This window comes from Nitrospina gracilis Nb-211 (assembly GCF_021845525.1).
Taxonomy (GTDB): Bacteria; Nitrospinota; Nitrospinia; order Nitrospinales; family Nitrospinaceae; genus Nitrospina; species Nitrospina gracilis_A.
Genome location: NZ_JAKJKD010000001.1, coordinates 450,115 through 471,073, shown reverse-complemented (window position 1 = coordinate 471,073; position 20,959 = coordinate 450,115). Strand labels below are relative to the sequence as shown.

The 20,959-nt window shown below is 58.3% G+C and carries 19 protein-coding genes; 14 read left to right on the top strand and 5 right to left on the bottom strand.

Going from position 1 to position 20,959, the window contains the following annotated elements; genetic code table 11:
• Window position 1 precedes the first annotated feature (1 nt).
• The 10 genes from J2S31_RS02280 (at window position 2) to glnE (ending at window position 11,166) form a co-directional block, all read left to right on the top strand.
• Complete coding sequence (locus J2S31_RS02280; RefSeq protein ID WP_237097429.1) at window positions 2-550, top strand: OmpH family outer membrane protein; 549 nt, start codon at window positions 2-4, stop codon at window positions 548-550.
• A 59-nt stretch (window positions 551-609) separates the two neighbouring features.
• Window positions 610-1,041, top strand: a complete 432-nt coding sequence (gene fabZ / locus J2S31_RS02275) for a 3-hydroxyacyl-ACP dehydratase FabZ (RefSeq protein WP_237097428.1) — start codon at window positions 610-612, stop codon at window positions 1,039-1,041.
• A gap of 119 nt (window positions 1,042-1,160) precedes the next feature.
• On the top strand, window positions 1,161-1,934 hold the full coding sequence (gene lpxA / locus J2S31_RS02270) for an acyl-ACP--UDP-N-acetylglucosamine O-acyltransferase (RefSeq protein WP_237097427.1): 774 nt from the start codon (window positions 1,161-1,163) through the stop codon (window positions 1,932-1,934).
• Entirely contained in the window at window positions 1,934-2,902 is a 969-nt protein-coding gene (locus J2S31_RS02265; RefSeq protein ID WP_237097426.1) for a Gfo/Idh/MocA family oxidoreductase, read from the top strand. The genes lpxA and J2S31_RS02265 overlap by 1 nt, the downstream gene beginning before the upstream one ends.
• A gap of 76 nt (window positions 2,903-2,978) precedes the next feature.
• Window positions 2,979-3,842 carry an LpxI family protein gene (locus J2S31_RS02260; RefSeq protein WP_237097425.1) on the top strand — a complete coding sequence of 288 codons (864 nt, stop codon included), beginning with the start codon at window positions 2,979-2,981 and terminating at the stop codon, window positions 3,840-3,842.
• On the top strand, window positions 3,839-5,017 hold the full coding sequence (gene lpxB, locus J2S31_RS02255) for a lipid-A-disaccharide synthase (RefSeq protein WP_237097424.1): 1,179 nt from the start codon (window positions 3,839-3,841) through the stop codon (window positions 5,015-5,017). The genes J2S31_RS02260 and lpxB overlap by 4 nt, the downstream gene beginning before the upstream one ends.
• Window positions 4,998-5,645, top strand: coding sequence for a lysophospholipid acyltransferase family protein (locus tag J2S31_RS02250; RefSeq protein ID WP_237097423.1), 648 nt, complete (start codon window positions 4,998-5,000; stop codon window positions 5,643-5,645). Before lpxB ends, J2S31_RS02250 begins: the two co-directional genes overlap by 20 nt.
• 372 nt (window positions 5,646-6,017) lie before the next feature.
• Window positions 6,018-6,356, top strand: coding sequence for a P-II family nitrogen regulator (locus J2S31_RS02245; protein WP_237097422.1), 339 nt, complete (start codon window positions 6,018-6,020; stop codon window positions 6,354-6,356).
• Between the two features lie 95 nt (window positions 6,357-6,451).
• Window positions 6,452-7,864: a type I glutamate--ammonia ligase gene (gene glnA / locus J2S31_RS02240; RefSeq protein ID WP_237097421.1), complete on the top strand. Its 1,413-nt coding sequence runs from the start codon at window positions 6,452-6,454 to the stop codon at window positions 7,862-7,864.
• A gap of 128 nt (window positions 7,865-7,992) precedes the next feature.
• A complete protein-coding gene (glnE, locus tag J2S31_RS02235) occupies window positions 7,993-11,166 on the top strand; it encodes a bifunctional [glutamate--ammonia ligase]-adenylyl-L-tyrosine phosphorylase/[glutamate--ammonia-ligase] adenylyltransferase (protein ID WP_237097420.1) in 3,174 nt (1,057 codons plus the stop codon).
• Window positions 11,167-11,220: 54 nt separating this feature from the next.
• Here glnE and cimA read toward each other — a convergent pair whose 3' ends face one another.
• Genes cimA through apgM form a run of 3 tightly spaced genes read right to left on the bottom strand, consistent with a single transcriptional unit; the run spans window position 11,221 to window position 15,315 of the window.
• Window positions 11,221-12,813, bottom strand: coding sequence for a citramalate synthase (gene cimA / locus J2S31_RS02230; protein WP_237097419.1), 1,593 nt, complete (start codon window positions 12,811-12,813; stop codon window positions 11,221-11,223).
• Window positions 12,814-12,820: 7 nt separating this feature from the next.
• Window positions 12,821-14,104, bottom strand: coding sequence for an aspartate kinase (locus J2S31_RS02225; RefSeq protein ID WP_237097418.1), 1,284 nt, complete (start codon window positions 14,102-14,104; stop codon window positions 12,821-12,823).
• Window positions 14,101-15,315 (bottom strand): 2,3-bisphosphoglycerate-independent phosphoglycerate mutase, encoded by a 1,215-nt coding sequence (apgM, locus tag J2S31_RS02220; protein WP_237097417.1) that lies wholly within the window; start codon window positions 15,313-15,315, stop codon window positions 14,101-14,103. Before apgM ends, J2S31_RS02225 begins: the two co-directional genes overlap by 4 nt.
• Window positions 15,316-15,489: 174 nt before the next feature.
• Between apgM and J2S31_RS02215 the strand changes: the two genes are divergently transcribed.
• On the top strand, window positions 15,490-15,771 hold the full coding sequence (locus J2S31_RS02215; protein WP_237097416.1) for a TMEM165/GDT1 family protein: 282 nt from the start codon (window positions 15,490-15,492) through the stop codon (window positions 15,769-15,771).
• Between the two features lie 15 nt (window positions 15,772-15,786).
• Here the strand turns inward: J2S31_RS02215 and J2S31_RS02210 are convergent, their stop codons facing one another.
• Together J2S31_RS02210 and J2S31_RS02205 are read right to left on the bottom strand one after the other, a co-directional pair.
• Complete coding sequence (locus tag J2S31_RS02210) at window positions 15,787-17,367, bottom strand: glycoside hydrolase family 57 protein (RefSeq protein ID WP_237097415.1); 1,581 nt, start codon at window positions 17,365-17,367, stop codon at window positions 15,787-15,789.
• Between the two features lie 21 nt (window positions 17,368-17,388).
• Entirely contained in the window at window positions 17,389-18,624 is a 1,236-nt protein-coding gene (locus J2S31_RS02205; RefSeq protein ID WP_237097414.1) for a DUF4912 domain-containing protein, read from the bottom strand.
• Between the two features lie 273 nt (window positions 18,625-18,897).
• Here J2S31_RS02205 and J2S31_RS02200 point away from each other — a divergent pair, with 273 nt between their 5' ends.
• From J2S31_RS02200 to J2S31_RS02190, 3 genes are all read left to right on the top strand, one after another.
• Window positions 18,898-19,782 (top strand): MBL fold metallo-hydrolase, encoded by an 885-nt coding sequence (locus tag J2S31_RS02200; RefSeq protein WP_237097413.1) that lies wholly within the window; start codon window positions 18,898-18,900, stop codon window positions 19,780-19,782.
• The gene (locus J2S31_RS02195) at window positions 19,769-20,305 is read left to right on the top strand and encodes a hypothetical protein (RefSeq protein WP_237097412.1); all 537 of its coding nucleotides are present in this window, start codon (window positions 19,769-19,771) and stop codon (window positions 20,303-20,305) included. The genes J2S31_RS02200 and J2S31_RS02195 overlap by 14 nt, the downstream gene beginning before the upstream one ends.
• 147 nt (window positions 20,306-20,452) lie before the next feature.
• A complete protein-coding gene (locus J2S31_RS02190; protein WP_237097411.1) occupies window positions 20,453-20,953 on the top strand; it encodes a hypothetical protein in 501 nt (166 codons plus the stop codon).
• Window positions 20,954-20,959 lie beyond the last annotated feature (6 nt).

The following is a 20,959-nucleotide window of genomic DNA, read 5'->3' as shown; positions in this document are numbered from 1 at the left end:
CATGAACAGGTCAAGACGCAAAACTACAACCATTTGGAAAGCTATTCTGGTGCTGGGGTTGGCCTGTGCTTGGCTCCCCCTGTCCGGCACCCACGCCCGGGCGGCGGATCTCAAAATCGGTTTCATCAACATGCAGGAAGCCGTGTCCGGCACCAAGGAATTCAAAGAAGCACTTCAAAAATTCAAATCTGATTTTGAAGAAGAAAAAAAACGCATCGCGCTGAAGGAACAGCGGGTCCAGAAACTGCTGGAAGAAATCAACAAGCAGAGCTTCGTCCTCGATCCCAAACTGAAGCAGAAAAAGGAAGAGCGCTTCATCCAGGAGAAGAAAGATCTGGAACGGTACGTGCAGGATCGCAACGATGAGTTCGCCCGCAAGGAACAGGAGATCACCAACCGCATCCTGAAAAAAATGCTGGACGTCATCAAGAAAATCGGGAAGCAGAAAAACCTGACCATGATTCTGGAAGAAAAAACGGTGTTTTACAGCGACGCCTCGGCGGACCTGACGAAGCTCGCCACCGACACCTACAACCGCATGAACAAGTAACACGCAGGCAACGGCCCCTTTGACAACCCCGCGGCCCGCCTCGACACCCTGAGGAGACCATGCTCGACATCAACGACATCAAAAAAATCATTCCCCACCGCTATCCCATGCTTTTGGTGGACAAGGTGATCGAATGCGATGACGACAGCCGCATCGTCGGCATCAAAAATGTCACACACAACGAACCGTTTTTCCCCGGTCATTTCCCGGAATTCCCGGTGATGCCCGGCGTGCTGATCGTCGAGGCCATGGCGCAGGTGGCGTGCATCCTCGCGCTCCGCGTGTTGAAAAAAGAAGGCCACGCCTCCGTACTGTTCACCGGCATCGACGGCGTCAAGTTCCGCCGGCCCGTGGTGCCGGGCGACACCCTGCGCATGGAATTGACCAAGATCAAACAACGCGGCGAGTTGTTCCGCTTCCAGGGGCAGGCGTTGGTGGACGGCACCCTGGCCTGCGAGGGACAAATTCAGGCCGTTCTTGGAAAAGATTGAAAACGCTTTCAACCCGGGTTTAAAATTTATCGGTACCTTGTCCTGTTCGCAGCCAGCCCGACCCCAATCCCGCCGGCCGAGCGACCTCGTTCACAACCCTTCTTCACGGAACCGCTTCAGTGAGCATCGCCAACACCGCCATCATTGATCCAAAAGCCCAGCTCGGAGACGGCGTTTCGATCGGGCACTACAGCATCATCGGACCGAACGTGGTCATCGGGGACGGCACCGAGATCGGCCCGCACGTGCTGATCGAGCCCGGCAGTACCATCGGCAAAAACTGCCGCATTTTTCAGGGAGCACAGATCGGCGGCGAGCCGCAGATCACCGGCTTCAAGCGCGACATGACGTCGTTCACGCGCATCGGTGACAACACCACCATCCGCGAGTACGTCACCGTGCACCGCTCCGGCCACGAAAACGGCGCCACCACCGTCGGCAACAACTGCATGCTGATGGGGTATGCACACCTTGCGCACGACTGCCAGATCGGCAACCAGGTCATTGTAGTCAACTACGCGGGATTGGCCGGGCACATCGTGGTGGAGGACTTCGCCTTCATCTCAGGCCAGGTCGGAATTCACCAGCACGTGCGCGTCGGCACCGGTTCCATGGTGGGCGGCATGTCCGGCGTCAATCAGGACGTCCTGCCTTACACCACTGTGGCGGGCAACCCCGCCGGGCTCGTCGGCCTGAACGCGGTGGGCCTGCGCCGCCGGGAGGTGAAACCGGAAGTGCGCTCCGCCATCAAATCCGCTATCAAACTGATCCGCAGTCCGGAGTGGAATACCACCCAGGTCATTGAAAAGATTGAGGCGGAAATTGAAATGCACCCGGAAATTCGATATCTTATTGATTTTATGAAGAACTCCAAACGAGGATTTATCGATTAATGGAAGCACTGCGAGCCGGCGTGGTCGGCATTGGAAAAATGGGACAGTACCATGTCGGTGTTCTGTCCGAAATGCGCGATATCAAACTGACGCATATCGCCGACGTCAACGAAGACCGGTGCCGGGAGATCAGCAACCGATACGGCCTGACCGCCGTCGCCGATTATAAAGACCTGTTCGGTCAGGTGGATATGGTCGTGGTGGCCGTGCCCACTGCTTTGCACTATCCCGTCACTAAAGATTTCCTGAAGGCAGGCATCCACGTTCTGCTGGAAAAACCCTGCGCCACCAACCTCGAACACGCACGCGAACTGTTTGACCTCGCGGAAAAGAATAAGCTCATTCTCCATATCGGTCACGTCGAGCGCTTCAACGGCGCCGTGCAGGAATTGCACAAGCTGGTGCACGAGCCCATCTTCGTGGAATGCAAACGCATGGGGCCCTTCAACCAGCGCATCAAGGACGACGGCGTGGTTTTGGACATCATGATTCACGATATCGACATCCTGCTCAACCTCATGCAGTCCAAAGTGGTCCAGACCAACGTCATGGGCACCTCCGTATTCACCGAACGCGACGACCTCGTGAACGTGCAGATGGAATTCGAAAACGGATGCATGGCCAATATCATTGCCAGCCGCGCCTCACAAAACAAGATCCGTACGCTTTCGGTAACCCAGAAAGAGTCGTACATTCTGCTCGACTACACCGATCAGGAAATCTACGTTCACCGCCAGACTTCCTCCGAGCACCAGTTGAGCAAGGACGCCCTGCGATACAAGCAGGAGTCGTTGATCGAACGCATCTTCGTGCACAAGGACAACCCGCTCAAGCTGGAACTCCAGCATTTTCTCGACTGCGTGCAGAACGGCACGCCGCGCAATGTGGCCGTGGACAAGGAGCTGTATTCGCTGGAAATCGCCCTCAACATCGTGGACATGTTCAACAAGCAGAGAAACGGGAAGTGAACGACCCGGCCCACCGCGCTGTGCCCGCGGGGCCGGCCCTGCGTCCGCCCCGGCCCGGCGAAGGAAACCAACCGTCATGAACCACGACAGCGGACAGCCCATTGGTTTGATTGCAGGTGCGGGAGACATCCCCGTGTATTTCGCCCGCAAGGCGAAGGAACGCGGCATCCCCCTGATCTCCGTGTCGTTCACCGAGGCCATCGGCGAAACGCTCAAGCCTTACGTCGAGCAGAATTTCTGCATCAGCCCCGTCAAAGCCGGAAAGATCTTCAGCACGCTGGAAACCACGCATGTCCGCGACGTGCTCATTCTGGGCAAGGTGGAAAAGGAAATGATTTTCCGCCCGCAGTTGTTCGACCTGTTTTCCCTGAAGTTCGTGATGTCGCTCACCACCAGCCAGGACAAAGACATCCTCACCCGCATCATCGAAGAAGTCGAAAAGCGCGGCTACACCGTGCTCGACCAGATGGATTTCATGAAAGAGCTGTACCCGTCCGCCGGTGTGCTGACACGCACCAAACCGACAAAGAAAACGCTGGCCGACATCGAAGCGGGGTTCGCCATCGCCAAGTACATGGCCGACCAGGAAATCGGCCAGACCCTCGTGATGAAAGGCGGCACCGTCATCGCCGTCGAAGCGGTGGAAGGCACCGACCGCGCCCTCGGCCGCGGGTGCGAGCTGTCGCAGGGGGAGTGCACCGCCATCAAAGTCAGCAGAACCGACCAGGATTACCGCTTCGACAGCCCCGGCATCGGACCCAAAACCGTCGAAACCCTGATCGCCGGCAACGCCGCCGCGCTGGCCATCGAGGCCGGACGTGTCATGGTGATCGAACGCGAGAAGGTGATCGACATGGCGGACGCAGCGGGGCTCGTCATCGTTTCCGTCGATCCGCCCGCGCCACCTTCCGGTTCCACACAATCTCCGGACGCGGCATGAGCAGGAACGCCCAACGCATCCTCATCGTAGCCGGGGAAGCCTCCGGCGATCTGCACGGCGGCAACCTGGTGCGCGCCATGCGGGAACGCCATCCGGAGCTGGAATTCGAGGGCGTCGGCGGTCACCACATGCAACAGGCGGGCGTGCACACCCTGTTTGACATCCAGCGCATGGGCGGCATGGGTCTGTTCGAATTCTTCAGCAACCTGTGGCACCACATCGCCGTTTTCCGCAAGCTGTCGCGCGAAATCGCCAAAGGACAGTACGCCGGAGCCGTTCTCATCAACTACCCCTTCTTCAACCTGCGCCTCGCCCGCGTGTGCAAGAAACACGACTGCCCGGTATACTACTTCATCAGCCCGCAGGTATGGGCCTCGCGCAAGGGACGCATCCACACCATCGCCCAGACCGGAAAAAAGATGTACGTCATCCTGCCTTTCGAAAAGGACATCTACCGCGAGGTGGACGTGGACGTGGAGTACCTGGGACATCCGTTCGTGGACATCGCCCAACCGCGCTTGTCGAAAGAAGACGCATTCCGCGAGTTCGGGCTCGATCCCAACAAAACCACCGTTGGCCTCATGCCGGGAAGCCGCATGAGCGAGATCAATTACCTGCTCGACGACATCCTGGGCGCGGCGCGCATCCTGAAAGACAAACTGAGTGACGTGCAGTTCCTTCTGCCGGTGGCAGACTCCATCGACCCCGAACTCCTGCGTGAACGCCTGGGGGACAATCCGCTCGGTATTCGTCTTGTCACCGGGCGCAACTATGAAGTGATGGCGGGAAGCGATTTCCTCATCATGGCATCGGGTTCCGCCACGCTGGAAGCGGGCCTGCTCGAATGCCCGATGGTCATCATCTACAAAGTGCATCCGCTCACGTATTTCATCGCGCGCTTTTTCACCGACATCCGCCTGTTCGGCCTGGTCAACATCGTCGCCGAGGAACAGGTGGCCACCGAGTTGCTGAACGAACAGGTGACGCCTGAGGCCATCGCCGACGAAGCGCTCAAGGTGTTGAACGATCCCGAACGCGCCGCCGAATTCCGCCGGCGCCTCAAGGACGTGCGCCGCTCGCTGGGCGAGCCAGGCGTGGTGAACCGCATCGCGCAAAATATCATCGACTCATTGAACCTGCCCGCCGGGGCCTCCGATGAAAAGGTTTCTTTATAATCGCATCCTCGTGCCGCTGTTGATTGCAGTCGGCACAACCTGGTTCAAGTCGCTCAGGATCGAGTGCGAAAACCCGGAAGCCGTGCGCGCGCTTCGCGAGTCCGGAAAGCCGCACATCCTCACCTGCTGGCATCAACACCTCATTCTCATGTTTTATTATTTACGCGGGTGGAGCGACCTCACCATCCTGATCAGCCCGAGTGCCGATGGCGACATCGCGGCAGGCCTGTGCGATCACCTGGGGTTCCGCGTGGTGCGCGGCTCGTCATACAAACAGCCTCTCACCAGTTCACGTGGCCTGGTAAAGACCCTGCGGCAAAACCTGAAAATCGCCGTCATCGCCGACGGCTCGCGCGGGCCCCGTCACGTGGCACAACCCGGCATACTGCGTATCAGCCAGGTGACCGGGGCGCCCTACTCCATCTGCGCGTGGGACGCGCGGTGGAAACTCCGCTTCAACAGTTGGGACCATTTCCTCCTGCCCCTGCCCTTCAGCCGGTGCCGAATCGCCTTTGGCCCCACCCTGCCCGCCATTCCCAAAGGCACTGACGGGGGCCTTTTCGAGGAGCGGCGGCAGGAATTGGAGAACACACTGATGGACTTGACCCGGCAGGTGGAGTGGAACTGATTGCCTCAATTTTGATCACCCTTTTTTGGTTTGACGCATTTGCGGGCAACCTTGTGGCGGATCACAGCACCGGTTCCCGCATGCCTCCTGCATCCACGCCGTAATTTGTTGATCTATAAGGAATAATTGAATTTAAGTTTTGCATCTAAAATTGGGAAATTGGCACGGAAATTGGATATTATTTGCCATCAAACGTCTGGGATGAGGGCGGTTGCGCCAAAATTTGCTAGATCGGATGAGAATTTTGGTTTAAGGTTCGGTTCCATTGGCCCATCCAAACCAGCTTGACCCCAACAGATACGAACGACTTCCCCGGTTTTGGCCTTGAGGCGGAAATCCGCGGAGCGTTCCTTTCGACGCGAGGATATGTATATGAAAAAAGTGGAGGCAGTGATCAAGCCGTTCAAACTCGACGAGGTCAAGGACAAGCTCAACGAGATCGGCATCAAAGGCATTACCGTCAGCGAGGTGAAGGGGTTCGGCCGGCAGAAGGGGCACACTGAACTCTACCGGGGCGCAGAGTACGTGGTGGATTTTCTCCCCAAGATCAAACTCGAAATCATCATCCCCGACAACCAGCTCGACGACGTTGTGGACGCCATCATGAAAAGCGCCCAGACGGGCCGGATCGGCGACGGCAAGATCTTCGTCACCGACCTGGTGGACACCATTCGAATTCGCACAGGGGAACGAGGCGAAGAAGCCATCTGACCCATTGCCGGTCCTCCCCGCGATGGCGCCGGGTTTCCACGAACGTGCACCTGTTCTGAATTGTTTTATCCATATACAAGCTTGAGGAGAACATAATGACCCCCAAAGAAGTAATCGATTTTGCTAAAAACAAAAATGCCGAGATCGTGGACCTGAAGTTCATGGACCTTCTGGGCACGTGGCAGCACTTCAGCGTTCCCATGAGCGAGCTGGAGGAGCACCTGTTTGAAGAAGGTTTGGGATTCGATGGTTCCAGCATCCGCGGCTGGCAGGCCATCAACGCCAGCGACATGCTGGTCATGCCGGACAGCACCACGGCGGTGATGGATCCTTTCATGCAGGTTCCGACTATCAGCATGATCTGCAACATCGTCGATCCCATCACCAAGGAAAAATACACCCGCGACCCGCGCAACATCGCACAGAAAGCGGAAGCGTACCTGAAATCGACGGGCATCGGCGACACGGCATACTTCGGACCGGAACCGGAATTTTTCCTGTTCGACGACGTGCGCTATGAAGTGGGCATCAACCGCTCCGCATACTATGTCGATTCGCGTGAAGGCAACTGGAACAGCGGCCGCGATGAAGGTCCCAACCTGGGCTACAAGCCGCGCCACAAGGAAGGTTACTTCCCGGTTGCGCCGAGCGACAGCCTGCAGGACATCCGCACCGAGATGCTGCTCATCATGGAAAAGGTCGGCATCGCGATGGAATGCCATCACCACGAAGTGGCTTCCGGCGGTCAGTGCGAAATCGATATGCGCTTCTCCGACATGGTGAAATGCGCAGACAACCTGATGTGGTTCAAGTACGTCGTGAAAAACGTCGCGCGCCGCCACAACAAGACGGCGACCTTCATGCCGAAACCGATTTACGGAGACAATGGTTCCGGCATGCACGTGCACCAGAGCATCTGGAAAGACGGCAAGCCGCTGTTCGCGGGCAACAGCTACGCGGGCATGAGCGAGATGGGCATGCACTACATCGGCGGCGTGTTGAAGCACGCACGCGCACTTGCAGCGTTCGTCGCTCCGACCAACAACTCGTACAAACGGCTGGTACCCGGTTTCGAGGCGCCGGTCAACCTGGCGTACTCCAGCCGCAACCGCAGTGCGTCCATCCGCATCCCCATGTACTCGCCCAGCCCGAAGGCCAAGCGCATCGAGTGCCGCTTCCCGGACCCGACCGCCAACGGCTACCTGGCATTCTCGGCGATGTTGATGGCCGGACTCGACGGCATCGAAAACAAAATCGATCCGGGCGAACCGCTGGACAAGGACATCTACGCCCTCGGGCCGGAAGACCTCGCCAACATCCCCAGCCTGCCGACGTCTCTTGAAGAAGCGTTGGAATGCCTGGAGGAAGACCACGAGTTCCTGCTCAAAGGCGACGTGTTCACGCAGGACATCATCGACCGGTGGATCTCTTACAAGCGGGAACACGAAGTGGCGCCCATCCGCCTGCGCCCGCATCCGTACGAGTTCTACCTGTACTACGATGCGTAATCCGGCCGGACGGCGGACACCGCCACGGCCCTGACAGGTTGCCATCGGAAAACCCCTCCGGACCATATCCGGAGGGGTTTTTTATATGGTAGAGTATTGCGCATGACCCCTATCTTTTACATGTAACCATGAATGTCGTTACCCGTTTGAGCTCGCTTGTGCTGGAAGGACAAGCCTGGTCGGATACGTGGGCCGAGCCGCTTTCCGGCGTCGGCTTCGACGATCCCAAAAAGGCCTGGCACAACCTGACCCTGCTCAAGGAGCAGGCCAACTTCAACGAACTGTATCCAACCTTTTTTCCCAGCCTGCTGGAATGTCTGGAACAGTGCTACGATCCGGACCTCGCGCTCAACAACTTCGAGCGCCTGTCCACCAAACTGCCGGACAAGGAACACCTGTACTCGTTCCTCACCCGCATGCCGGATTTTCTGAACGCCCTCATGATTCTTTTTTCCGGAAGCCAGGTGCTCACCGACTCGCTTCTGCGCCACCCGGAATTTTTCGACTGGCTGGTGGAACCCGAAACGCTGAACAGTTCCCGCACCAAGGACCAGGTGTACCGCGATTTCTATACGATGCGGGACCAGGCCCCGGCAGGCAAAACCATCCCGTCGCTTCTGCGCAAGTTCAAAAAGCGCGAATACATCCGCATCGGTCTGCGTGACCTGATGGGCCGCGCCGATACACTGGAAACGCTGCAGGACCTGTCGGACCTGGCTGACGTGTGCCTGCAGGTCGCCTATGAACATACCTACCGCGAACTCGTGAACAAACACGGCGCGCCCATGTTCCGGGACCTCGACGGCAAGGAAAAGGAATCCGAGTTCACCATTCTTTCAATGGGCAAGCTGGGTGGACGCGAACTGAACTACAGTTCCGACATCGACCTCATCTACATCTACACCAGCGCCGAAGGCGAAACCCGCGCGCAGGACGGCATCACGCCCACCTCCGGCCCGATCACCAGCTACGAGTTCCACACCAGGCTGGGGCAAAGCATCACCCGCCTCATCAATGAAATCACAAGCGAGGGCAACGTGTTCCGCGTCGACCTCAACCTGCGGCCGGAGGGCCAGAACGGGGAGATCGCGCACTCGCTCTCCTTCTGTGAGATCTATTACGAGTCGGTGGGACGCACCTGGGAACGACAGGCGCTCATCAAGGCCCGCGTTTCCGCGGGCAGTGAAAAACTGGGGCGGCAGTTCTTTTCCATGATCCGTCCGTTCGTCTACCGGAAAACGCTCGACTTCAACGCCATCGAGGAGGTGAAGTCGCTCAAGCGCAAGGTGGACGCCAACCTGAAACAGAAAAAACAGGAAAAGGGCAACATCAAGCTCGGCTTTGGCGGCATTCGCGAAATCGAGTTCATCATTCAGTCCTACCAGTTGCTCTTTGGAGGACGCGATCCCAGTCTGCGCGACGCCAGCACCCTGTCCACATTGACCAAGCTCAAGGAACGGGAATTCTTCACCGCGGAAGAATATAAAAAACTGTACGACGCGTACATTTTTTTACGCAACCTCGAGAACCGCGTGCAGTTGACCTTCGGCCTGCAAACCTACAGCATCCCCAAGGAAACGCGAAGCCAGGCGGTGCTGGCGCGGAAGATGGGGTTCCATGCCGAAACCGTTCCCACGCTCGCCGAAAACCTGCAAAAGGAATTCGAACGCCACACGTTTTTTGTCGGCTCCATGTTCGATCAATTGTTCTCTGAAGACAAAGACCAGAAAGCCGCACACGACACGTCGCAAAAATGGGACGCACGGCAGGATATCGAAAGCCGCTTTTCGGAAGAATACCTTGCCCGGTTTCCCTTGGCCGACACCCGGCGCGCCTACCAGTTTCTCTGTTCCCTGCGTGACGGCCCGACCGCCAAGCCCACCACGGAGCGCGGCGTCCAGACGTTCTACCGGGTTCTTCCATCCATTCTGAATTTGTGCCGCCAAGTCCCGAACGCCAATTCCGCCGTGGAGAACCTGGTCAAGTTCATCGAGGCCAGCAAGGCAAGGGAAACATACCTGAACCTGCTTCACGAAAACGAAAAGTTCCTGGAGCTTCTGCTCATCCTGTTCGGCTCCAGCGAAACGCTGTCCACGGTCCTCATCAAGCAACCCAACTTCATCGACGTGCTTTCCAACGTCGAGTCGCTGTACCGGTTCAAGACACCGGAAAAAATGAAGCGGGAGTTGAACGATTCCCTGTCGACCTGCGAGTCGGCGGAGCAACGCAACCTGTTGCTTCGCTGGTTCAAGCAGGCGGAAGAATTGCGCATCGGCACGCGTTACCTCATCCACGAAGCGGACCTGCCGGGCACCTTGATGGACCTGTCCAACCTGGCGGACCTCTACCTCCAGTCCGTGCTCAAACTGGCATGGGACCGGGTGCAGGCCGAATCCAAAGCCCCACGCCCGCGCGAGGGCTTCGCCATCATCGGCCTCGGCAAGCTGGGCGGACGCGAGTTGAATTTCGGTTCGGATCTCGACATCGTCTTTGTTTACGACGAAAACGCGGACGGATCGGAAGGCGACCTCACCGCCATGACCATGTACTCGCAAATCGCGCAGGGCCTGTTCCAATTGTCGTCGGAAAGCTCCGCCGTGGGTCCGGCGTACAAGATCGACACCGACCTGCGCCCGGAAGGAAGCCGCGGCGCGCTGGTGCTGTCGCTCAAGGGATACCAGGACTACTTCGAGTCGCGCGGCCGAATCTGGGAACAACAGGCCATGACCCGCGCGCGTTTCATCGCCGGGGACCAGAAACTGGGGGACCGGTTCCTCGAGGTGGCGCACCAGTTCACGTACCGCTCCAAACTGGAGTACGGGTCGTTGATCGAGATCGCGCGCCTGCGCGAACGCATGGAAAAGGAACTGGCGGAAGAAACCAAGAAAGGCAGGAACGTGAAACTCGGCCACGGCGGGCTGGCGGACATCGAGTTCACCGTACAGATTCTGCAACTGATGCACGGGCGGCGCAATCCCAAACTGCGCGCCACGCACACGCTGGAAGTCATCAACACCCTGTCCGCCTACGGCATCCTGCAGTACGAACAGGCGGAGAGCCTGCAGAAAAATTACGAATTCCTGCGCAACGTGGAGTGCAGTCTGCGCCTCATCAGTCCGCAGTTCAGCAACCATCTGCCGAAAGACCCGGCGGCTTTGCAAACGCTGGCGCGCATCCTCGGATACGAGGGGGAAAACAGAGAGGCGGCGGAGGCGCTGATGGCCGACTACGAGGAAACCACGAAAAACGTGCGCACGTTTTACACGAACAACCTGGACACGTTTCTGCGCACGGCCCTGTGAGGGACCCCTTCCGCTTGCAATATTTCAGGATTTCTTAAAAAAAGAAAAACCGCTTCAGACGGCAGGAGTGTTCTGCTGATGGCGGCTGGCGACGCCCAGCTTGTAAACGATGGCGTCGATCAACGCCTGCCAACTGGCTTCGATGATATCCTCCGACACGCCGACGGTGCCCCACTTTGCATGCGAGTCGCCGGATTCCAACAGCACGCGGATCTTCGCACTCGTGCCCTTGCTTTCGTCGAGGATGCGCACCTTGTAGTCGTACAGGCTCATCTCCTCCAGCTCCGGGTAGAACCGGGTGAGCGCCTTGCGCAACGCCTTGTCGAGCGCGTTGACCGGACCGTCGCCTTCCGCCGCAGTGACTTCCTGCACACCATTGACTTTCACCTTCACCGTGGCCTCGGCGATCGGCGCTTCGTCTTCCTTGCGTTTTTCGACGATCACGCGGAAACCAACGAACTCGAAATGCTCCTCACGCTGGCCCAGCGCCTCACGCATGATGAGCTCGAACGATCCTTCCGCGCCTTCGTACTGAAAGCCCAACCGCTCGGCACGCTTAAGCTCTTCCAGCAGTTCCTGCACCTTCGGGTCGGCGGAGTCGATATCCAGCCCGAACTCCTGAGCCTTGTAAACGATGTTGCTCTTGCCGGAGAGGTCGGAAACCAGGATGCGTGTCTGGTTGCCGACCAATTCCGGGTCGATGTGCTCGTACGTCTCGCGGTTTTTGCGGATGGCAGAAACGTGCACGCCGCCCTTGTGCGCGAAGGCGCTTTTGCCGACGTAGGGTTGATGGTTCCAGTGTGAACGGTTGGCCAGCTCGTCGACAAATGCAGACAGGTCCTTCAACTTCTTCATCTGTTTGTCATCGAGGCAATCAAAGCCCATCTTCAGTTTCAGGTTGGGAACGACGGAGACCAGGTTGCAGTTGCCGCACCGCTCGCCGATGCCGTTGATGGTGCCCTGCACCTGCCGGGCGCCCGCCTTCACCGCCGCCAACGCGTTGGCGACGCCCAACTCGGAATCGTTGTGCGTGTGGATGCCGAGCGGAGCCCGGACTTGCCCCACCACGGTTTCAAAAATCGAATGCACCTCCCACGGCATGGAGCCGCCGTTGGTGTCGCACAGCACGATCCAGTCCGCGCCGGCGTTCTCCGCTTCCTTCAAAACCTTGATCGCGTATTCCGGGTTCTTCTTGTATCCGTCGAAAAAATGCTCTGCGTCGAACATCACCTCGCCGACGTTCTTTTTGAGAAACGCAATGCTCTCCGCCACCATGCGCAGGTTTTCATCGAGGTCCGTCTCCAGCGCCTGCCGAACGTGCATGTCCCAGCTTTTGCCGAAGATGGTGACCACCTCCGTCCCCGCCTTCAGCAACTGGTTGAGGTTTGGGTCCTGCTCCGCTTTTTTGCGCGGCGACCGCGTACTGCCGAAAGCAACGATCTTGGCCCGCTCGAACTTCGCGTGCTTTATCTTCTCGAAGAAATCCACGTCCTTCGGGTTGGACCCCGGCCAGCCGCCCTCGATGTAATGAAACCCGTTTTCGTCCAGCTTGTGGGCGATGCGGATCTTGTCTTCGACGGTGAAGGTGATGTCCTCGGCCTGGGAGCCGTCGCGCAAGGTGGTGTCGTAAAGTTTGATGACAGACATGTTTGGTTTATGTGGACTTGCCGGGATCGGCGGACGATGCCGGTTCCGGCTCGGTGACGCGTTCGGGTTCGTGTTCCAGATCAAAGGCGTCGTGCAGGGCACGCACCGCCAGTTCTGTATATTTTTTTTCGATGACGCAGGAGACGCGGATCTCCGACGTGCTGATCATGATGACGTTGATGCCTTCGTCCGACAACGCCTGGAAAATACGCGCGGCGACGCCGAAATGACTGCGCATGCCCGCGCCGACAACGGAGATTTTCGAAATCTGCGAGTCCGACTCCACACTGCTGGCGTGAATGGCCTCGGCCACCTGCTGAACAATGGGCTCGGCTTCCTTCAAATGCGCGGTGGGTAGAGTGAACGAGATGTCCGTATGCCCTTCGGCGCTGACGTTCTGAATGATCATGTCCACGGAAAGCGACTCCGCCGCCAGCGCGCTGAACAGCTTCGCCGCCACGCCCGGCTGGTCCGGCACACCCTTGACCGTGATTTTCGATTGATCCTTGTCGTACATGACACCCGAGACGACGGGTTCTTCCATATCCGGACTCTCCTTGCAGATATACGTGCCTTCATCCTCCTCGTCGAAAGTGGACCTCACGACAAGAGGAATGTTGAAATTCTTGGCGAACTCGACACAGCGCAGTTGTAGAACTTTCGCGCCGAGGCTGGCCATCTCCAGCATTTCATCAAAGGATACCACATGCAGTTTGCGCGCGTTCGGCACCACCCGCGGGTCCGCCGTGTACACGCCTCGGACGTCGGTGTAGATTTCGCACCGGTCGGCCTTCACCGCCACCGCCAGCGCCACGGCGGAGGTATCCGATCCGCCCCTGCCGAGAGTGGTGACGTCGCCCAGTTCGTTGATGCCCTGGAACCCGGCGCACACCACCACGTGGTTGCGTGCCAGGACCTCCTGCGCACGGTCCGCCGAAATCTGCTTGATCCGCGCACGGGTGTGCGAACTGTCGGTCAACAGGCCCATCTGCCGCCCCGTCAGCGCCACCGCCGGACAGCCGATGCTGTGAAGCGCGATCGACAGCAATGCGCTCGATATCCGCTCGCCGGACGACAGCAGGAGATCGATCTCCCGCCGCTCCGGGCGGTCCGACAACTCGTTGGCCATGCCAAGCAGTTTGTCCGTTTCCCCGGCCATGGCCGAAACCACGACGAGGATGTTCTGTCCCGCTTCCCACGCGGCTTTCACCCGGCGCGCCACACCGCGTATCCGGTCCAGCGACCCCACCGAGGTGCCGCCGTATTTCTGTACGATCAAGGGACGGCTCACAGGGCTCCTTTCAACAGGGCTTCGATCAGGGACGGCCCATCCTTGAAATGCTCGGAGCCGTTCTGTGCGAGGTCTTCGTCAAATCGTTGAATGGAATCCCTGCCCTTGCCGGAAGGATACACGGCAAACGGCACCGGCACTTCGTCGTAACGCATGCGGTCCACACTGCTCATGTGATTTTCCGTCACCAGCAGAGTGACGTCTTTGTGCGTCTCCAGGTAATCGAGAACCGGTTCCAGCACCTGCTCGTCCATGTCTTCGATGGCGGCAATCTTGTCGTCGATGTTGCCCTGCAGGGACACGATCTCCGCGCCGGTCATGTGCAGGTACACCACATCGTGCGAATCGAGCGCCTTCAACGCCGCCTCCACTTTTCCTTTGTAGTTGGTATCGGCAAATCCGGTTGCGCCTTCCACTTCCAGGACCGTCATGCCCACCTGCCGCGCCAGCCCCTGCATGAGGAGCGAGGCGGTGACCATCGCCCCCTTCTTTTCGAACCGGCTGAAAAAGGCGGGCATGGTTTCCCGGCCGCGGCCGTTGGTATTGCCCCAGAACCAGACGCTGTTGACCGCATCCGTGCCTTCCGCCATGCGTTTCCGGTTGAACGGGTGGTTGTGCAGAATGATCTGCGCCTGGTTCATGATGTTCACCAACTCGCGGTACGGCGCGTCCTGTGGAATGTGCTGGCGGATGCCCTCGCCGATCAACCCGTTCGGCGGCATGAGGCGGCTGGGAAACGGGTCGCTCTGCATCACCATCAGGTTGTGGTATCCGCGTCCGGCATGAAACGCCACCGGCGTGTCCGCCATCACCTGCTCCTGCAACGCCTCGATCAACGTGCGCGCGTCGGCGTCGGCCAGCTGTCCGGCGGTGAAATCTTTCACGATCATGTCGTTGTGGCTGGTCTGCAGGATGATGAAGTCACAGCACAGCGGCACTTCGTTGGCCTTCACCTCCACGCCCAAAGCCTGCGCCACGTACTCGCCCGCTCCGGCGCCGTGTTTCTGCGGATCGTAACCGAGAAGCGACAGTGCAGTGACCTCGCCTCCGGCGGGCAGACCCTCCGGCGCCGTGCGCACGGAGCCCGTGCGGCCTTCGGCGACGATGCGGTCGAGATTCGGGATGTCCGCCAGTGTCAGCGGGGTTTTATTGTCACGTTCGGCAATGGGGTGATCACTCAACCCATTGGCGAGAACTATTAAATATTTCATTAACTTACGCGTAATTCGGGGTTTTCGATAGAAAATTATAGCTTGGAATTAGGATGAAATCCACGCCCAAAGGCTTTGAAATCTACAATTCTAAAAGATTTTTACGGATAATGCCGGGGACGCCGCAGGAAGCCTCATTGCCATTACATCATCGAGAGAGGAAAAGGTACGCACATGAAAGGATTGTGGATCGTGTTCACCACCGTGTTTCTGGCCGAATTGGGAGACAAGACCCAGCTCGCCACCCTGTTGTTTGCCACTGACGACAAGCTGGACCGCGTCGGCGTGTTCATCGCCGCGTCGCTGGCTCTCGTGCTGGCATGCCTGATCGGCGTGATCGTCGGCTCGCAACTGCCGAAGCTGATCGACCCGGGGAAGCTGAAAGTCATCGCCGGCATCGGCTTCATCCTGGTCGGCGTCTGGACCATGTACGATGGCGCGGTGAACGGTGGTTGACCCGGCCACGCCGGGCTAGAGATACGCGCGGTAGTCGACGAAGGGGAAGGCGTTGTCGCGGAGTTCCAGATCTTTCAACCACACTTCGTCGATGTGATGGCGGTTGATGTCTTCGTACAGCTTGTTGAAGCGGACGAGGTGATCCTTGGTGCGCTTGACGGCGTACTCGACCATCGTTCCAGCAAACATGATGAACGCCCAGTCGCTGGCCTGCGCCAGTAACAGCTCCCGCGCCGCCTGGTTGAGCGCGCGTTCCATGGTGCCGTGGGCGTTCGGGTGTTTCTCCGCCAGTTCCACCATGCGTTCGGCGGCCTTGTGCAGGTGGCGGTAGATCCAGTCGTTCTCGCCGCTCATCCAGTGTTCGTGGTACCCCTTGTATCCCCAGCTCGACATGCACGGTTGCACCACCTGGTTCTTCGGGAACCGGCCGAGGTGCAACCCTGGCGTGGTGAGTTCCAGCACCTCGGTGTCGAATCCGATTTTGCGGATGAGGTAATTCAAAAAGTCCGGGCCTTCGAACCACCAGTGGCCGAACAACTCCGCGTCGTAAGGCGCGACGACGATCGGCGGTTTGCCCATGAGTCCGTTCAGGTGTTCGACCTGCCGCTCGCGGTTGAACATGAAGTTGCCCGCGTGCTCCGCCGCCTTATCCATGGCGCGGAACGGATGGTACGGCTCCTTGCGGTCGGTCTTGCCGGTGATGCGGTAATACTTGATGCCCGTCATCTTGCGGTCGCCGGTGGAGGCGATGTACGGGCGGATGTAGTCGTAATCGAGATCGAACCCCACGTCGCGGTAGAAGTCGCGGTAATCGAAATCGCCGGGGTACCCCTCCTTCGAACTCCACACCTGTTTCGACGACTCCACATCGCGCGCGAAGGCGGCGACGCCGTTCGGGCAGAACACCGGCGCATAGACGCCGTACTTCGGTTTGGGATCGGCGTACAGGATGCCGTGCGTGTCCACGAAGAAATAACCGATGCCCTCGGCTTTCAGAATGTCCTCGACGCCCGGCACGTAGGCGCATTCCGGCAACCAGATGCCCGGCGGTTTGCGTCCCAGGTACACCTCGTGCGTGCGCACGGCGGTGCGGATCTGCGCGCGGATGGCATTCATGTTGCCGTTCATCAGCGGAAAGTATCCGTGCGTCGCGCCGCAGGTGATCAGCTCCAGATGGCCCCGGTCCTGAAACTCGACGAACGCGTTGACCAGGTTTTCCAGGTACTGGTTGCAGAACAGGTCGCGCGTCTCCTCCAGCCGTTCCTTGTACATGAGCGCGACGGTGTAGAAATCCGGTTCGTGACGGGTGCGGTCCACTTCCTTGTTGGCAAGTTCGAGCGTGCGGTCGAGGTAGCGCACGTAACGGGTTTGCAGGAGCGGATCGCTCAGCATGGAGATCAACGTCGGCGTGAGCGACATGGTGAGGTGGAACGGCACCTTGTCGTGCACCAGCCCGCGGAACATGCGGATGAGCGGGATATAGGTTTCCGTGATGGCCTGGTACAGCCAGTCCTCCTCCAGAAACTCGTCGTATTCCGGATGGCGGACGAACGGCAGGTGGGCGTGCAAAACGAGCGCAAGGTATCCTTTGGCCATGAGCGGTCCTTTGGCTGAAATTTATTTTTTGGAAAAAGACGGTGGCCGGTACTCGCTGGCTCCCCCCGTCTGGACAGGACGGCCCGACTGCCCCTCATCAAACAGGGAGCCTTTGCCCGTGGGCTTCATGCCTTCCGCGTGAGGAAACTCCATGCCCGCGTAATGGTGGTGCAGTTCCTCATCGCTCAGCATCCACTGCTCGTCCATGTTGCTCGATGGACGATCCATGGGCAGGGTCACGCTATTGGAACGCGCCACGGCGGCATAGCGCCCGGTCCCGTCGAGGATGCCGATTTCCGCGGTGAACGTCGCGCCCGGCGGAGCGAGGTGCATGTACCAGCTACGCGCGCGGGTGTCGATTTCCGTATCGAAATGTCCGGACCCTTTGCGGCCCCCTTCCGGGTGCATGCGCAGGACCCAGCGCACCTCGTGCGCCGGGCGGCCCAGACGGGAGAGCGCTTCTTCGATGTACTGCGGTTGCAGTTCCCAGTAACAATAAACCCAGTACGGATCGCGCACCATCATCACCAGCCGATGGTCGCCGTAGCCTGCGGGCAGGTCCATGCGCGCCTCTCTTTCCGATTCATCCTGCATGGCGGCGGGACCGAGGATGAATTTCGCCGCCAACTCCTCGTCCACCTCGCGTGGCGGGTGGAGGCCGCTTGCCGGAGTGGGGCGTTTCCTGGCTGCTGTGGCGGCGCGGGGTTTGCGCGGCGCCTGCTTCTTGGCAACGGCACGCGCGGTCTTGGAAGCCGCTTTCGGTTTTGCCGTGGCCTTACCGGTGGTTTTGCGTGTGGAGGGGGTTTTCTTTTTCGTCGCGGAGACAGCTTTGCGCGACGTGCTTCTGGCCGCGGTCTTTTTGCTTTGCGTTGCTCCCGCCTTGACGGTCGATCGGGTCCCGGTTTTGGCTTTCGTCCTGCCGGCGACCGCTGTTTTTTTCGTTTTGCTGGAAGCTTTGGCCGTGGCGGCTTTCTTTTTGCCCGGAGTGGCGCGAGTGGAACGCGAGCCGCCGGCTTTCTTCGTTGCCGCTTTTGGGGTCGCGGCCTTTTCGCCAACCGTCTTTTTCCTGGAGGAGGTATTTTTTTTGGCTTTCCCTTTTGCGCCCGCCGCTTTCCGCTTTTCCTGCTTGCGCAGTTCGCGCCCGACTTTGGACGCCAGATCTGCTTTCAACAGGTTGGAAGGAACCGCAATTTTTTTACGCCGGGCGAGATCCTGCAATTGCTGACGCGTCATTTTTGAAAGATCGGAAGGCTTCATGACCGTTTCAAACCTCCTGTCAAAGGAGATAAAAGTTTTTGGCCCCTTCTGAGCTTGGAACCAATTTTGCAGTTACGCTTGCATGACTGAGGGCAACCACATGTCTTCGTATAACGGATATTCGCCAAAAATCCTTGACTTTGGCCTTATTACTTGGACTAAAAGGTCAAGAATTTGATTTTAATTTTATTAAGTATAATATTACAATAGATGGGATTCCGTGAAAATAATTACGGATTCCCTACAGATTATCTAAAAAACGGGCCCGATGCCATGTATAAAATTACAGAAAGTTTCGACAAAGAACATCCCCTGCCTCTCACCACGGATGGAGAACTGCGCATCGTGTTTGTGGGGGTGGGTTCGGCATTCGCAAAAAGAAATCGACAATCCAATATTCTTATCATTCAAGGCGACCACCACCTGCTGATGGACTGCGGCACCCAGGGCCCGCTGGCGCTCAACGATGTGGGGTTGAACGTCAAAACGGTGCGCTGTTACCTGCCAACGCACAGCCACGCCGACCATATCGGCGGATTTGAAGAAATCATGTTGACCAACCGTTATTTTGGCAAGCCGACACCGCCGGAGCTGATCATCCTGCGTGACTACCAGGAGATATTGTGGTCCAAAAGCCTGTCCGGCGGCGCGGAGTACTGCGAGGCCAACCAGGGACGTCCCCTGCAGTTGAACGATTTTTTTGAAATCCTGCGCCCAAAGGCGACGCAGGTGCTGGGACGCAAATGCTGGGTGTATCAGCACGGTCCCATCGAAGTGGTGCTGGTGCGCACGCGCCATTTCCCGGACTCCGCCGACAGCGTGGACGAGTCTCAGTGGTGTTGCGGCCTGTATATCAACCGCCGTGTCTGGATTTCCGGCGACACCATGTTCGACAAGGAATACCCGGAACGCTTCGCGCAGGAAGCGGAGATCATGTTTCACGACTGCCAGTTGTTCACCGGTGGCGTGCACGCCTCCTATGAAGAGCTGATGACGCTGAGCCCGGACATCCGCGCCAAGTGTTACCTCTACCATTTCGGTGACAACTGGGATCAGCCGGAGACTTGGGTGCGCGAGTCGGACAAATTCACCGGCATTCCAGAGGAAGACGGCTTTCTCGGCTGGGCCCAGCCCCGGATCGCCTATGATTTCTTCTGACGATTTCCAGAGGCTCTCTATTCCTTCCGTATTTCCACCCACCCGGTGGTCCCGCTGGACCGGGTTCCTGTTGACCTGTGCGCTGGCTTTCACCGGCACCGCCTGCGGTAAAGATGATAAGCAAGTCGCGCTGGACGACCTGCAAAGCGGCCTCGCCGTTGTCGCGTACCTGACCCGCCACGACATCCTGATGATCTCCAGTTTTCCTTACCGTTACCCCCGGCATCGCGCCGAGGATTTCGTGAAGTGGGTGTTCTCGCCCGATGCAGAGCGCGTCTGGCCCATTACCGAGGAAATGATCGATGCCAATCCGGATCTGGAAGGCTGGCGCGACCTCCCCGGACATCCCCTGCTTCCCAAAACCGTTCATCTGGTGCCCAACGAACCCGATCCGCAATACGAAAAGCAGGTGGTGGTGAAAGCCGGAGACGGACCGGACAGCATCGTGGCCGAGGCCTATTTGACCGCGGACACCCCGCCGGTGCTCCAGCAGGAATTTCTCCTCCCCGAACTGCACATCTGAACCGCTCCTTCCCCAACCCGGCAATTTCCGGATTTTCAAGCCTCCCTGCCCTTTTCTTTATTTTTACTTTGCTTTTCACGGTGAATCGTTGATACTAGTAAGATCAAACAATCCAACCATTTAACCAAACAAAAAGTGAGGAGACCCATGAGTCATTACATTTTATTGAACGGTTGGATGGGCGCCGACCAGGACGAGGCTACCGAGAAGATGGCTCGTGTGTTTCGCATGAGCAACGAAGAGGCCGGTCCCATTGTGGATCTTCTGGCCAACGGCAACCCCTGGCAGTTCGAATATCAGGTATCCGATCAGCAAACCGAGGTCGCGCGCAATTTCCTGAACGATCTCGGATTTGATGTTGAAACCATCCCCGCCATCGTCAAGGGCGGTGCACCGGAGGCCATGCCGCACGAAATGATGGCTCCGGCGAAAAAGAAAGGCGGCATGTTCGGCGGACTCATCGCAAAACTTTCCGGCCTGTTCTCGCGCAAAAAGAAAATAGCCGAGCCGGAAATGGAAGCCGCCGCCATGGAAGACTCCATCGACGACTCCTTCGACGACTCCATGGATGCGGACATGGCCCGGGACATGGACAGCGCCATGGAACCGGATTTCGATGCCGATGACGAACGAAGACGGGACGGCTGAATGCAA